Below are 14,282 nucleotides of genomic sequence, written 5' to 3'. Positions count from 1 at the left end.
AGAGTATATCGAACAAATGAGCGATCCCCGTCCGGTCGAGGGTTTCATTACTGTCGCCCCCTGGATAGGCGGACACCGACGAAGTCGGGATCTGATTTGCGAGGCTGAGAGCCCTGTGTCCTGCACGGCGCGGGACCGACGGCGATCTGCGTCCTGACTTGGGCACCGGCATGGCCGCCGACACCGTCTTCAGCTCCGCACCGTCGCTCTGAACCGATGCACCCCTTCAGCACCGTGGCCCTTTCACTGACGTCCAAGCCACCCGGACGCCCCTCTCCAAGGCCACCTAACCCCCTGACCAGGGACTTCTCGCTCGGGACGGTCAGAGACCAGATCAAATAGACATCTGCGTCTGTAGACACATGTTGGGGCGGCCGCCGCTGGCAGAGTGGGCCTTCGGTCGTGGGCGCCCGTCGCCGGGATGCGGACGGCCGTCAGGCACGCGTGTGGTTCCGGACGCTTTCTCGGGTGGTGAGACAGGGTTGGACGAGAGTGCGAACGATCGCGGACGGGGTTCCGGCGGTCCGAGGTACCAGGTCAGCATCGAGGGCGACGTGGACGGCCCGGTGGTGGTGGGCGACTACGCCCTGGTCGTCGACGCGAGGTACGGCTCGACCGTGCGGATGGTCACCGAGCAGGAGCGCCCCGCGCCGGTCCGGCGGGAGGTGATACGACTGCTGCCGCGGCGGCGGCCGGCGCCGCTCGGGCGATCCGCCGAAGTCGCGGCACTGCGCCGGGCTGTCGGGGACGGGGGGCTGGTCCAGGTCTACGGTCCGCCGGGGATCGGCACGAGCACCCTGGTCCGGCACGTGGCGGCGGAGACGGAGGGCGCCGGGGTGGTCTACCTCGATGCCCGGTACCGCGAGGCCGACGACCTCGCCCAAGAGATCTTCGAGGCGTGCTACGAGACCGGCGGCTACGTGCCGTCCGCCGCGGAACTGCGCCGCCTGATGGCGGGTGTCGCGGTGACCGTCTACCTCGACAACGCCGACCTCACGCGTGACCAGATCATGGCTCTGGCCGACAGCGCCCCGGACGCGACACTCGTCTTCACCGGCCACCAGAGGGTCCTGCTGGGGGACGACGGTTTCGCGCTGGAGGTCGGCGGACTCGATCTAACCACGGGCATGGAACTGCTCGCGCGAGAGCTGGGCACGCTGCCTCCCCGCGAGGAGGCGACGGCCGTCGCCCTGTGCGAGGTCGCGGGAGGCCGGCCGTTACCGCTGCTGCGCGCCGCCGCGCTTGCCCGCGCCGCGGAGGACGCCGATATCCGGCTGCCTCGCCCAGGACACGTGGCCGAGCTGATCCCCCTGGTCCTCGGCCGGTTGGGCGAGCCGGCGACCAACGCGCTGCACCTGCTGGCGACGTTCGGCACCGCCGTGGACGTCTCCGACGTCCGCGGGCTCACCGGCAGGGCGGACGCGGCCGAACTGTGCGACCGGTTGGTCCGCCTCGGACTCGCCACCGCCGAGGAGGACGGCTACCGGTGCCTCCCCGACGTCTTCCCGCTGATCGTTCAGCTGCGGCCCGCGCCCTTCCCCGCGGATCAGATCTGGCACTACTACGCCACGTGGCTGAACCGGCCCGACACCACACCCGACCAGGTGGCCGTCCGCAGCAGGGTCCTGGAACGCGCGGTGGAGCTGACGCTGTCGGCCGGCCGACCGGACGCCGCCGTACGGCTGGCCCGGGCGGCGGAGCCGTTGCTGGCGCGCTCGCGGCGGCTCGACGCGTGGGCGCGGATGCTGGGCCTCGGCTACAAGGCGGCGGAGGCGGCGGGAGACGAGGGCGCCAAAGCGTACTTCCTGCACGAGGAGGGAGTCCGCAGTCTGCTCCGCGGCCGCCGGGTCGTCGCGGCCATGCTGATCGGGGCGGCGTTCCAGTTATGGCGCGTCCTCGGCAACGAGCACGGGACGGCCGCCGCCCAGCACGTCGCCCCGTTCCTGCCATCGCCCTCCACCCCGCCTCCGGCCGCCCCCGGGGCGACGCCCGACTCCCTCGCAGCGCAGAACTCCCTGGCCGGGCACAACTCCCTGGGAGGGCACAGCTCCCTGGCAGGGCACGATCCCGTGGCAGCGCATCACTCCATGACGGCACACAGCTCCTTGGCAGGGCACGGCTCCAGCGCGATGCCAGGGGCCGCACCATCACCGGCCTCGCATATGGCGAGCCTGGCGCCCGGCCCGCCACCTCCCGCCCCCGTCCCAGCGCTGCCCGGCCTTCCCGCCGGCGCGGCGGCGACCCATGCGGGTGCCACCGGCGCCATGCCCCATACCGCGGCGGGGGCCGCGGCCCACGGGTCCGCGGCGGCCGGGACGGCGGTGTCGGGGGCCGCCGGAGGCCTGGCGTCCACGGTCATCGGTGCGGGCCTGGCCGCGAAGGTCGCCGCCCTCGTCGGCCTCGTGGTGGCACTGGTCATCGGCGCGGCGGTCGTGAACGTCGCCTCCCAGGTGATCACGCGGCAAGGCGGCCTGTCGGAGCCGACCGGGCTGGCGGGGAACTGGAGCACCGGACAGGGGCCGGTGACGGTCGTCGCCACCGGCTCCGACTCGTACCTCATCAAATCCCGGTGTGACGGAGATCTGAACATCACCGGCAGCGGCGGTTCCTACAGCGCTCAAGTGCCGGTGCACGTAGGGGACCCGTGCACCGGACCCGTGCAGGGGACGGGGACGCTCACGATTGCGGTCGCACCGGACGGCTCCACGGCGAACGTCACGGCGAGCTCCCAGGTCCCCAACTTCGAGTGCTTCGTATGCGGGGAATGGAAGCGGATCCCCTCGAACTAGTCGTCGTAAGCGACCCGATCAGTGCGGAGGTTTCCATGGCGAGGTCCGATGGCGGGCACTCCTTGAAGATCGGCGGAAGCGTGACCGGCCCGGTGGTCGTCGGCGACCACGCCACCGTCGACGTGCGGCATGCCGGAGGAGGCGGCATCGAGCGCGGAACGGCGGCGGAACCGGCGTCCCAGCCCCCGGCCCATCGCCCGCTCCTGGTCGTCGACATCGAACGTTCGGCAGGTCGCGGCGCCGCCGCGCAGGAGAGCATCAGGAAAGCCCTCCTGTCCCTGCTCCGCGGGTCGTTCGAGGAGAGCGGGATCGACTGGGAGCGGTGCCGGGTCGACGACCTGGGCGACGGTTTCAGGGTCGCGGCCCCCAGCGACACTCCGAAGAGCCGGATGGTGTACCCGCTGCTCCAGGACCTCGCGAACCGTCTCCGCGCCCACAACGCCCACTCCCGGCCGCTGACGCGGATCCGGCTCAGAGTGGCCCTCCATGCCGGAGATGTCGGCATAGATGAGATGGGTACGGCCACCGGCCGTCCGCTGGAGATCCTCGCCCGGCTGCTCGACGCCGCACCGCTGCGCACGGCCCTGGCGCAGGCACCGGAATCCGTCCCGGCGGCCGCTCTGCTGTCCCGCCACTTCTACGAGGAGACCGTACCGAACGGCTACCCCGGCATCGATCCCGCGGCCTTTCAGCGCGTCGACTTCACCACCAAGGAGTATTCAGCCGACGCGTGGCTCCATATCCCGCGGGCCTAGAAAAGGCGTCGTGGCACACCGGCTGCTTCTGGCCCGTCAGGGGAGTTTGCGGATTTCCTCTATTACGGACGGCATCGTCTCGTTGTTGTGGCGGATCCAGTCGAGGAGGAGGGCGATCTGGTCGTCGGTGTAGGTGTCCAGGCGGTCGCGGAAGGCGCGGCCTATCGGCTCGAAGTAGCGGGCGAACTGGGCGACGTTCTCCTCGACCAGTTCGACGATCACGCGGCGGCGGTCGTCGGGGTCGCGGGTGCGGCGGACGTAGCCGGCCCGCTCCAGGCGGTCGATGACGGCGGTGATCGCGCCGCCGGTCGTGATGCCCATGAGCTGCGCGAGCTGGCCGGGGGTCTGGGGGCCGTCCAGCGTCAGCGCGTTGACGCACTGCGCGTCGGTGACGTTCATGCCCGCCTTGCTCGCGGTGGCATGGTGCAGCAGCACCGTGAACATCGTGCTGCGCTGCATCGCCATCTGCAGCTCGCCCGCCATCCGGTCGCGTTCCGGGGTCGACACGCCTGAGACCTCTCTCCCTTTTTCTCTCATATAGAGACGCTCATTTCAAGAGCGACTCTCTGAGGGAGATTCTACCGACCCCGCCCCGAACAGGACCAGGCGGGACGGCGACGGCGTGTGGCGCAGCCGACACGCGTCAATGATCCCACCACACCCGGACGGCCCCTACGCTGGTCATTGTTAGGACCGCTAACAGAGGTCCGCTCCTGGCCCCGGATCCCACGAAGGTCCGGGGCCGACCTCTGTCCGGCGCCCGCCGCTACCTTGCCTCCTCCGCCACCTGCTTAGCCCAGCGGTAGTCCGCCTTGCCGGCCGGGGAGCGCTTCATCTCCGCGACGAACGCGTAGACGCGCGGCACCTTGTAGCCCGACAGCTCCCTGCGGCAGTGCTCGTCCAGCTCCGCATCGGACGGACGTTCCCCGGAGGGCTGGATCACCGCCGCGACGCGGTTCCCCCAGCGCTCGTCCGGGATGCCCGTCACGACCGCGTCGTACACGCCCGGGTGGCCCTTGAGGACGGCCTCGACCTCCTCCGGGAACACCTTCTCGCCGCCGGTGTTGATGGCCTGCGAGCCGCGGCCGTACACGGCGATCGAGCCGTCCTCCTCCACGGTCGCGATGTCGCCGGTGAGCAGCCAGCGCTTGCCGTCCACCACGGGGAACGTCCTGGCGGTCTTCTCCGGGTCGTTGTAGTAGCCCTGCGCGATGTAGCCGGTGCGGGCGACCTGGCCGATCACGCCGGAGCCCGGCTTGACGGGCTGGAACGCGTCGTCCAGGACGGTGACGTTCTCCACGTCCGGCGCGAACCGCAGGCCCTTCTCCGGGGTGGACCCGGCGACCGCCTCGGCCGTCGAGCCCGACTCGGTGGAGCCGAAGCGGTCCAGGATCATCGTGTTCGGCAGCAGCTTCTGGATGCGGTCCCGGACCGTCCCGGTGAAGATCGCGCCGGTCGAGACGTAGGCCAGCAGGGACGAGGTGTCGTAGTCACCGCGCGCCAGCTCCTCGGCCATCGGGATCGCCATCGCGTCCCCGGTGATCGTCACCGAGTTGACCTTCTCGCGCTCGATCGTCCGCCACACGTCGGCCGCGTCGAACTTGCGCGTGTAGACGAGCGTCGCGCCCATGAACCAGGCGATCCAGGTGGCCATCTGGGCGGCGCCGTGCATGAGCGGCGCGATCGGCATCATGGTCATCGGCCCGCCGTTGCGGGCGTTGTCGACCACGTCCTCCGGCCTGGTCGGGCGCGGGTACGTCGGGTTCCAGAACGCGAGCAGCATCTGCTCGGTCGTCCACATGACGCCCTTCGGCATCCCGGTCGTCCCGCCGGTGTAGATGATGTAGACGTCGTCCTTGGAACGCGCCGGGAAGCCGCGCGCTCCGGACGCGTTCTTCAAGGCCTCGTCGTAGGCGACCGCCCCCGGGATGGACGGCGTGCCGCCCACCGCGACGAGGTGCCGCAGCTCGGGCGCGTCCGGGACGGTCGCCGCGACGCGGTCCTCGAACTCCACGTCGTACAGCAGCGCGACGCTGTCGGAGTCCCGGTACACGTAGAGCAGCTCGCTCTCCACGTACCGGTAGTTGACGTTGATGGGCACGGCCCGGATCTTCAGCGCGGCCAGCAGCGCGGCGGCGTACTCGACGCCGTTGTAGAGCTGGACGGCGACGTGCTGGCCGGGGCGCACCCCCGCGTCCGCCAGATGGTGCGCGAGGCGGTTCGCGTGCTCGTCCAGCTCGGCGTAGGTGAGCCGCCGGTCGCCGCACACCAGGGCGAGACGGTCCCCGATCGCGTCCGCGACACCCTCGAACAGGTCAGCGTGGTTGAACTCCATCGGACGGACCTCCGGGAATCAGGGTTTGTCGCTGCCGACGATCCACATGGCGAAGAACTGGGCTCCGCCGCCGTAGGCGTGGCCGAGCGCGCGCCGCGCGCCGTCCACCTGGTGCTCTCCCGCCTGGCCGCGCACCTGCAGCGCCGCCTCGGCGAACCGGATCATCCCGGACGCCCCGATCGGGTTGGACGACAGCACGCCGCCGGACGGGTTCCACGGGATGTCGCCGTCCAGTGCCGTCGCGCCCGCCTCGGTGAGCTTCCAGCCCTCGCTCTCGCCGCAGAACCCGAGGTTCTCCAGCCACATCGGCTCGTACCAGGAGAACGGGACGTACACCTCGGCGCAGTCGAGTTCGCGGCGCGGGTCGGAGATACCGGCCTGCCGGTACACGTCCGCGGCCGCGTCCTTGCCGCCCTGCGGGCTCACGGTGTCGCGCCCCGCGAACTGCATCGGCTCCGAGCGCATCGACGTGCCGTGCACCCACGCGGGCGGGGCGGGCGCCTTCTTCGCCGCGTCCTCCGAGGCCAGCACCATCGCGCACGCGCCGTCGGACGACGGGCACGTCTCCAGGTAGCGGATCGGCTCCCACAGCATGGGCGTCGACTCGACCATCTCGCGGGAGATGCCGGGGATCTTCAGGTGCGCGTACGGGTTCTTCAGCGCGTTCTGCCGGTCCTTGACCGCGACGAGCGTCCCGATGTGGTCGGGGGCCCCCGACCGGCGCATGTAGGCGCGGATGTGCGGCGCGAAGTAGCCGCCCGCGCCCACGACCAGCGACGTCGTGAACGGCGAGTTCACGGTCAGCGCCCACGTCGCGTTCGACTCCGACTGCTTCTCCCACGCGATCGTGAGGACGCGGTCGTGCACGCCGCCCTGGATCAGGCCCGCCGCGACGATCGCCGTGGAGCCGCCGACCGACCCCGCGGTGTGCACCCGCATGATCGGCTTGCCGGTCGCGCCGAGCGCCTCGGCGAGGAACGTCTCCGGCATCATCACGCCCTCGAACAGGTCGGGGGCCTTGCCGACGACGACCGCGTCGATGTCCTTCCAGGTGAGCTGCGCGTCCTCCAGCGCCCGCCGGGCCGCCTCGCGCAGCAGCCCGGCCATCGACACGTCCAGCCGCTTGGTCTTGTACGCCGTCTGCCCGACGCCGATGATCGCGCAACGGTTAGCCATGGTTCTCTCCCGACAGGACGCAGACGAGGTTCTGCTGGAGGCAGGGGCCGGACGAGGCGTGCCCGAGCGCGCGGGACGCCGACCCGTCGTGGATGCGGGACGCGGCCTCGCCGATCCGGATGAGGCCGGCGGCCATCATCGGGTTCGCCGACAGCGGCCCGCCGGACGGGTTGACCACCGCGTCCTCGCCCAGGCCGAGCGCCTCCCGCAGCATCAGCTCCTCGTGCGTGTACTGCGCGTGCAGCTCGGCGACCTCGATCCCGGTCGCGCCCGCCTTCTCACCCGCGATGCGCGCCGACTCCGAGCGGCTCAGGTCGCGGACGCCCGGCGCGTGCGCCTCGGTGCGGTGGTCGATCCCGGTGATCCACGCCGGGCGCTCGCACAGCTCGCGGGCCCGGTCGCCGGCGGCGAGGACGATCGCGGCGGCGCCGTCGGTGATGGGCGCGACGTCGTAGGGGTGCAGCGGGGCGACGTCGTAGTCGGATTGGACGCCGTCGCCCTCCGGCTCAGGCAGGTGCAGCGCGAACGGGTTGCCGCGTCCGGCCTCGCGGGACCGTGCCGCGACGGCGCGCAGGTCGTCCTCCTTCGTACCCGACCGCTCCATGTAGGCGCGGGCCTGGAGCGCGGCCAGGGACACCGCGTCGATGCCGAGCGGCGCCAGGTGGTACGGGTCGAGCTGCTGGGTGAGGACGGCCCGGAGGCTGCCCTGCGACGACTTCCCGAACCCGTACACGAGCGCGGTGTCGATGTCGCCGTGCTGGAGCTTCACCCACGCCTCGTACAGCGCCCAGGCGGCGTCCATCTCGACGTGGCTCTCGGAGATCGGCGGCCACGCGCCGAGGGCGTCCAGCGCCGACACGAACGCGAACGGCGCGCCGGCGAGGTAGTCGCAGGACCCGGAGCAGGTGAAGCCGAACTGCTTCTGGCCCGTCCGCTCCTTGATCTCGGTGATGACGGGGGCGAGGATCTCGATCTCGGCCGTCCCCCGGTCCTCACCGCTGTGCTCGGTCTGCGCGAACGCGACCACGGCTACGGGACGAGGCATCACATGAAGTCCTTGATCTCTTCGAAGGGGACGTCGGGCTCGTCGATGGGCTCGAACCACTTGATGTTGCTCATCGACCGCTCCCACTCCTCCCGGGGCCGCCACGCCGCCTTCACCCGCATGCCCATCCGCACCTGGTCGGCCGGGATGCCCGCCACGAGCGTCAGCATCGTCAGGCCCGCGCCGTCCAGCAGGACGTAGGCGGACACGAACGGCACCTCGGGCGCGCGCGGGTCGGGGATGTTGTTGACCGCGAAGGTGGTGACGGTGCCGGTGTCGGGCAGCTCCACCTCCTCGGCGGTGGGGACGCCGTCGCGCGGGCACAGCCCCTTCATCGGGACGATGACCTGCTCGCACACCGGGCAGCGGTGGCCGAGGATCCGGCCTTCGGACATGCCCTCCAGGAAGCGCCGCAGAGCCTGACCGCCCTTCAGGCGGTACTCCAGCCGCGTCGGCGCGTTGATCATCGTGACCTCGGGCTGGAAGCACTCGATGTCGCCGATCCCGCCCGTGCGCTCGGCCCGCCACCGGGGGCGGACCCGCATGCCCGTCTTGAGGAACTTCGGCGGCTTCGCGCCCTGCTCGAAGACGCCGAGGTCGAGGGCGTGCAGGAGCGCGGTGTCGGCGCCGTCCGGCCGGATCAGCGCCCAGGCGAACGGGCGGTCCAGCGGGTGCTCCTTCGCCGGGTGCGCCACCCACGACCAGGTCGTGACCGTCCCGACCGGGCCGACCTCGACGAACTCGTCCGTCACGTCCTCGCCGGTCTCCGGGTCGTACTCCGACGGCGGGACGAGGACCCTGCCGTCCGCCGTCCGCACGCCGACCAGCCGGCCGTCGCGCAGCTCGCTGAAGAAGCGGCCGATCACCGGGCCGACCGAGCGCGTGTAGCCGCCCGGGAACTCCAGGACGTGGTTCGGCTCGGCCTGCGCGGTGGCTGCCTGCGCGGTGCTGCCTGCGGGCGCCGTGTCAGATGGCGCGGTGTCAGATGGCGCGATGTCAGATGACACTGTCGCGGTCCTTCCAGTACGGGTCCCTGAGCTTGCGCTTGAGGAGCTTGCCGTTGGGTTCGCGCGGCATCGTCTCGATGAAGTCGATGGTCCTCGGCCACTTCATCTTGGCCAGCCGCCCCTCCAGCGACGCGAGGATCTCCTCCGCGAGCGCCGGACCGGGCTCGACGCCCTCGGCGGGCTCCACGACGGCCTTGATCTGCTCGCCCCACTCCTCGTCCGGGATGCCGAACACGGCCACGTCCCCGACCTTGGGATGCAGGATGATCTCGTTCTCGATCTCGGCCGGGTAGATGTTCGCGCCGCCCGAGATGATCATGTCGGCCTTGCGGTCGGACAGGAACAGGAACCCGTCCTCGGTCAGGTACCCGATGTCGCCGACGGTGAAGTAGTCCTTGAGACGGTTCTTCTCCGTCTTCTCCTTGTCGCCCTTGTACTCGAACTCGACGCCGGCCATCTTCATGTAGATCGTGCCGTGCGTCCCGGTCGGGACGGGCTCGCCGTCGTCGTCGACGATCAGCAGCTCGCTGATCGGCCACGCGTTTCCGACCGTGCCGGGGTGGGCGCGCCAGTCGGCCGGGCTGGCGATCGTCCCGCCGCCCTCCGTCGCCGCGTAGTACTCCCAGATGCAGTCGCCCCACCAGTCGAGCATCTGCTGCTTGAGGGGCACCGGGCACGGCGCGGCCGCGTGGATCGCCCACTTCATGCTCGACACGTCGTACCGGGACCGGACGTCCTCCGGCAGCGACAGGAGCCGCTTGAAGTGCGTCGGCACCATGTGGGTGTTGCTGACGCGGTGCTCCTGGATCAGCCGCAGGGTTTCCTCGGCGTCCCACTTGTCCATGTAGACGAGCGTGTGGCCCATCTGGAGTGCCGTGCCCCCGAACTGGGTCACCGCCGTGTGGTAGTTCGGCGAGGTGACCAGGTGCGCCTGGTGCTCTCCACCGGCGGGGAGGCCCGGCGGGATGCCGAACATGCCGAGCAGGAACGTCATCAGCTCGGCGCTGTCGTCGGGGTCGATCCCGGCCAGCGCCCGCTTGACGCCCTTCGGCCGTCCGGTCGTCCCGGACGTGTAGTGCATCGTGGCGCCGTTGCTGCGGTCGTCCGGCAGCGTGTCGGGCTGCCCGTCGACCAGCTCCGCGACCGGCCGGAAGCCCTCGACCTCGCCGAACGCGAACCGCCGGTGGGCCTCGATCTCCTCGCCCGCCCGCGCGCCCTCGGCGGCGTACCGCTCGTGGACGAAGAACGCCTTGGCCTCGCTGTCGGCGACGATGTAGCCGATCTCCGGGCCGGTCAGATGCCAGTTGATCGGGGTGTAGTACCAGCCCGCCTGGAGCGCCGCCAAGTAGAGGACCACCCCGTCCGCGCCGTTCGGGACGAGCCCGCAGATGCCGTCGCCCTTCTCAAGGCCCAGCGCACGCAGGCCGTGGACGAGCCGGTTCGCGCGGGACAGCAGGTCGCCCGCCTTGTGTCGCGTCCCGTCCGGATCGACGGCGGCGACCCACTCGGGATCGGCCTGCGCCAGCCGCCAAAAGCCCAATGACCCCATCGGATCTCCCTACGTGAGCACACAGAGCACTGAAAGCACAGAGCACAGAAACCACAGCGCGCCGCCACCCGCTGAGGGCGCCCGGCAGCCAAAGTAGATCACGTTCTCGTTTTGCAGTTCAACCCCTACCGGTAGGGCAACGGCTTAACTAGAATCTGTTCTCGTTTGACATCTGAGCTGGAGGAACCATGACGGAACGGCTGCCGATCAGCACCGAGCACTGCATCGTCGAGCGGGACGGCCACGTCGTCATCGTGACGATGAACCGCCCGGAGGCGCGCAACGCGCTCAGCTCGTCCATGCTGGTCGGCCTCGCCGACGCCTGGGCCTACATCTCCGACACCCCCGAGGTCCGCGTCGGCATCCTCACCGGGGCCGAGGGCACGTTCTGCGCCGGCGCCGACCTGAAGGCGATGGGCCAGCAGCCGTCCGACCCCCGCGTCCAGGAGCGGATGGCGCAGATCCCCAACTTCCACTGGAAGGGACTGCTGCGCGAGGGCCAGCCGACCAAGCCGCTGATCTGCGCCATCGAGGGCTACGCCGTCGCCGGCGGCACCGAGCTGCTCGTCGGCACCGACCTGCGCGTGGTCGCCGAGGGCGCCACCCTCGGCCTTTACGAGGCGAAGCGCGGCCTGTTCCCCATGGGCGGCTCCGCGATCCGACTGCCCCGCCAGATCGGCTACGCCAACGCCATGGACATCCTGCTGACCGCCCGCTCGGTCACCCCGCAGGAGGCCCTCGCGATGGGCCTGATCAACAAGATCGTCCCGGACGGGCAGGCGCTCGCGGCCGCCCGCGAGCTCGCCGACCAGATCGCCGAGTGCGGCCCCCTCGCCGTCCAGGGCATCCTGCGCACCTACCGCGAGACCCAGCACCTCTCCGAGGAGGACGCCCTCAAGATCTCCGACGAGATCGGCTGGCCGGTCATCGGCTCCGAGGACGCCAAGGAGGGCTCCCGCGCCTTCAAGGAGAAGCGCCCGCCCGTCTACCACGGCAAGTGACCCCCCTCCCGGCACACGACCGGCGAACGCGGCGCGCGACCAGGCAGCCCGCACGCGACCGGGCAGCCCGCACGCGACCGGGCAGCCCGCACGCGACCGGGGAGCCCGGCCCCTGGAGCCGGAGAGCGGATAACGGGCTGTCCGTAAACGGGGGTCGGGTTTGCGGGATTCCTTGCGTGGCACCGCCTGGGGCGAAGGCGAGCACGGAAGGACGAGGCCATGGCCTTGCATCTAGGACGCAAGCGGCACGAGACCCCGGAGGAGACGGCCGAGCGGCCGCCCCGGCGGGCGCTCTGGCGGCGGACGGACGGCACGGCCGTCGAGCGCAAGCCGCCGCGGTGGCGGCGCAGCAGGCCGAACCCGGTCAGCGCGATGATCATGGCGGCGGGCTGGGCGGCGGTCGCGATCCTCGCCCTCGGCATGCTGCTGACCTGGGGCGACGCGAATCCGGGGAACACCCTGGTGGACGCGACCCTCGACGCGGGACGCTGGCTCGCCACGCCGTTCCACGACGTGTTCACGCGGCCCGACCCCGACGAGCAGCTCTACATCAACTGGGCCCTCGCAGGCGCCGTCTACTACGTCCTGGCGCGCGCCCTGTCCTGGATGACCCGCTTCTGATCCGCAGCTGAGAAAGCGCGCGGCCCCGGCCGGCGTCGGGAGGAACGACGCCGGCCGGGGCCCGCGGGCGGTCAGCCCTCGGTGATGGTGTTGAGGCGCTCGATCGCCTCCACGTACTCCTCGATCAGGTCGTAGACGACCTGGGCGGCCGGCTTCACCTGGTTCATCGAGCCGACGATCTGGCCGACCGGGAAGGTGACCAGTTCGCCGTCGCCGGACCGCTGGATGCGGGGCAGGGCGTCCGCGATCAGCATGAACTGCATGGGCATCGGCAGGTAGCCCGGCGAGTTCTCGCTCTCCCACGCCTCGGTCCACGCGGTCTTGAGGAAGCGCGCGGGCTTGCCCGTCCAGGCCCGGGAGCGGACGGTGTCGCGGGACGTGGCGTTCAGCAGCTTCGGCAGGGCGCGCTCCGGGGTGTCGGCCTCGTCCACCGTCAGCCAGATCGAGCCCGTCCAGACGCCGTCCGCGCCGAGCGCCATGCCGGCGGCCATCTGCCGGCCCCGGCCGATGCCGCCCGCCGCGAGCACGATCGTGTCCTCGCCGACGGCGTCCACGACCTCGGGGATGAGGACCATCGTGGCGACGTCGCCGGTGTGCCCGCCCGCCTCGGTGCCCTGCGCGACGATGATGTCCACGCCGACGTCGACCTGCTTGCGGGCGTGCCGGGCGTTGGAGGCCAGGCCGGCGACCTTCACCCCGTGCTCGTGCGCCTGCTCGACGACGTCCGCCGGGGGCGGGCCGAGCGCGTTGGCCAGCAGCGCGATCGGGTGCTTGAGCGCCACCTCGACCTGCGGCCGCGCGGTCACGTCCGTCCAACCGAGCAGCGCCTTGCCGGCCTGCTCGCTGGGCGGGTCGACGCCGTGCTCGGCCAGCAGGTTCTCCAGGAAGTCCTTGTGCTGCGCCGGGATCATGCCCTGGAGCTTGCCGAGCAGCTCCTCGGCGTCGCCCACGTCGGCGCCCTCGTACTTGGCGGGCATCACGACGTCCACGCCGTACGGCTTGCCGCCGACGTGCTCGTCGATCCACTTCAGCTCAAGTTCGAGCTCCTCGGGGGTGAAATGCAGGGCGCCGAGGACGCCCATGCCGCCGGCGCGGCTCACCGCCGCGACCACGTCGCGGCAATGACTGAACGCGAAGATCGGGTACTCGATGCCGAATAGTTCGGTGACTCGTGTCCGCACAGCCACGACCCTAGGCGCGCACCCGCAAAACTGCAACAGGTTCTAGTTAGGAATCTCATCCCGGACGCCCACCCGCCCCGCTTCTAGAACACGTATCAGCCCGCCTCCCCGAGCAACGGACCGCACCCCGTCCCCACCACGTCCCCACCACGCCCCCACCCCACCGGCACGGGCCCCAGCACGCGGAACGGGAGCCTGCACACAAGGGCGATACACGAGTCGGTGCGCGGCACCGCACGACTGTCGCCACCCGGGCCGACGCCAACCCGCCCAGCAGCGCGAGTCGGCAAGGCGCAGCGAAGGCACCGCACGCCGATGAAAAACACCGCGGGGCGCACACGGCAGCAGCCAGCCAACCCGCGGCAGTGAGAGTCAACGCGAGGCGATGAATCGGCAGCGCGGGCCGACCGGCGGCGCAGGCTGCTGAATGCGGTGCGGGCCAACCAGACAACACGCGGACGGCGAAGGACTGCGGAGGACTGCCGAGGGCGACACAGCTGCGTAGGGCGGCGGCCAGGAGCACGCGGACGGCGGAGGGAGAGCGTCGGGGGACGACCCGGAGCACCCGCCGGTACTAGGCAAAACGGGCGGCGGGCGGCAGCACAGGACGGCGGGCGGCAGCACAGGACGGCGGGCGGCAGCACAGGACGGCGGGCGGCAGCACGGGACGGCGGGCGGCAGCACAGGACGGCGGGCGGCAGCACGGGACGGCGGGCGGCAGCACAGGACGGCGGGCGGCAGCACAGGACGGCGGGCGGCAGCACAGGACGGCGGGCGGCAGCACAGGACGGCGGGCGGCAGCACAGGACGGCGGGCGGCAGCG

11 protein-coding genes are annotated in these 14,282 nt (G+C 71.2%); 4 read left to right on the top strand and 7 right to left on the bottom strand.

The annotated features are described in order from the left end of the window. Positions 1-482: 482 nt before the first annotated feature. Positions 483-2,789, top strand: a complete 2,307-nt coding sequence (locus AB0C21_RS20385; protein WP_500205985.1) for an ATP-binding protein — start codon at positions 483-485, stop codon at positions 2,787-2,789. Positions 2,790-2,824: 35 nt separating this feature from the next. Beyond that, the gene (locus AB0C21_RS20380) at positions 2,825-3,544 is read left to right on the top strand and encodes a hypothetical protein (protein ID WP_500205983.1); all 720 of its coding nucleotides are present in this window, start codon (positions 2,825-2,827) and stop codon (positions 3,542-3,544) included. 36 nt (positions 3,545-3,580) lie between these two features. Here the strand turns inward: AB0C21_RS20380 and AB0C21_RS20375 are convergent, their stop codons facing one another. The 6 genes from AB0C21_RS20375 to AB0C21_RS20350 form a co-directional block, all read right to left on the bottom strand. Beyond that, entirely contained in the window at positions 3,581-4,051 is a 471-nt protein-coding gene (locus tag AB0C21_RS20375) for a MarR family winged helix-turn-helix transcriptional regulator (RefSeq protein ID WP_500205981.1), read from the bottom strand. Between the two features lie 259 nt (positions 4,052-4,310). Continuing rightward, complete coding sequence (locus tag AB0C21_RS20370) at positions 4,311-5,879, bottom strand: acyl-CoA synthetase (RefSeq protein WP_500205980.1); 1,569 nt, start codon at positions 5,877-5,879, stop codon at positions 4,311-4,313. An 18-nt stretch (positions 5,880-5,897) separates the two neighbouring features. Next, positions 5,898-7,055, bottom strand: a complete 1,158-nt coding sequence (locus tag AB0C21_RS20365; protein ID WP_149259253.1) for a thiolase family protein — start codon at positions 7,053-7,055, stop codon at positions 5,898-5,900. Next, positions 7,048-8,100: a thiolase family protein gene (locus tag AB0C21_RS20360; protein ID WP_500205978.1), complete on the bottom strand. Its 1,053-nt coding sequence runs from the start codon at positions 8,098-8,100 to the stop codon at positions 7,048-7,050. The genes AB0C21_RS20365 and AB0C21_RS20360 overlap by 8 nt, the downstream gene beginning before the upstream one ends. Continuing rightward, on the bottom strand, positions 8,100-9,005 hold the full coding sequence (locus AB0C21_RS20355; RefSeq protein ID WP_500206188.1) for a Zn-ribbon domain-containing OB-fold protein: 906 nt from the start codon (positions 9,003-9,005) through the stop codon (positions 8,100-8,102). The genes AB0C21_RS20360 and AB0C21_RS20355 overlap by 1 nt, the downstream gene beginning before the upstream one ends. A gap of 91 nt (positions 9,006-9,096) precedes the next feature. Beyond that, complete coding sequence (locus AB0C21_RS20350; protein WP_500205977.1) at positions 9,097-10,656, bottom strand: acyl-CoA synthetase; 1,560 nt, start codon at positions 10,654-10,656, stop codon at positions 9,097-9,099. A 188-nt stretch (positions 10,657-10,844) separates the two neighbouring features. Between AB0C21_RS20350 and AB0C21_RS20345 the strand changes: the two genes are divergently transcribed. Beyond that, positions 10,845-11,657 carry a crotonase/enoyl-CoA hydratase family protein gene (locus tag AB0C21_RS20345; RefSeq protein WP_500205975.1) on the top strand — a complete coding sequence of 271 codons (813 nt, stop codon included), beginning with the start codon at positions 10,845-10,847 and terminating at the stop codon, positions 11,655-11,657. Positions 11,658-11,876: 219 nt separating this feature from the next. Then, positions 11,877-12,278 (top strand): hypothetical protein, encoded by a 402-nt coding sequence (locus AB0C21_RS20340; protein ID WP_500205973.1) that lies wholly within the window; start codon positions 11,877-11,879, stop codon positions 12,276-12,278. Positions 12,279-12,349: 71 nt separating this feature from the next. Here the strand turns inward: AB0C21_RS20340 and AB0C21_RS20335 are convergent, their stop codons facing one another. Next, complete coding sequence (locus AB0C21_RS20335; protein WP_149259247.1) at positions 12,350-13,459, bottom strand: NAD(P)H-dependent flavin oxidoreductase; 1,110 nt, start codon at positions 13,457-13,459, stop codon at positions 12,350-12,352. Positions 13,460-14,282: the final 823 nt, after the last annotated feature.

The sequence above is a fragment of the Spirillospora sp. NPDC049024 genome (assembly GCF_040649235.1).
Lineage (GTDB): Bacteria > Actinomycetota > Actinomycetes > Streptosporangiales > Streptosporangiaceae > Spirillospora.
Note: the sequence above shows the minus strand (reverse complement) of the source record. Positions and strands in the feature narration are given on the sequence as shown.

Coding starts and splice junctions, on each gene's coding strand:
- AB0C21_RS20350 (WP_500205977.1), bottom strand. CDS start 10,656: ATGGGGTCATTGGGCTTTTGGCGGCTGGCGCAGGCCGATCCCGAGTGG.
- AB0C21_RS20340 (WP_500205973.1), top strand. CDS start 11,877: ATGGCCTTGCATCTAGGACGCAAGCGGCACGAGACCCCGGAGGAGACG.
- AB0C21_RS20360 (WP_500205978.1), bottom strand. CDS start 8,100: ATGCCTCGTCCCGTAGCCGTGGTCGCGTTCGCGCAGACCGAGCACAGC.
- AB0C21_RS20345 (WP_500205975.1), top strand. CDS start 10,845: ATGACGGAACGGCTGCCGATCAGCACCGAGCACTGCATCGTCGAGCGG.
- AB0C21_RS20370 (WP_500205980.1), bottom strand. CDS start 5,879: ATGGAGTTCAACCACGCTGACCTGTTCGAGGGTGTCGCGGACGCGATC.
- AB0C21_RS20365 (WP_149259253.1), bottom strand. CDS start 7,055: ATGGCTAACCGTTGCGCGATCATCGGCGTCGGGCAGACGGCGTACAAG.
- AB0C21_RS20380 (WP_500205983.1), top strand. CDS start 2,825: ATGGCGAGGTCCGATGGCGGGCACTCCTTGAAGATCGGCGGAAGCGTG.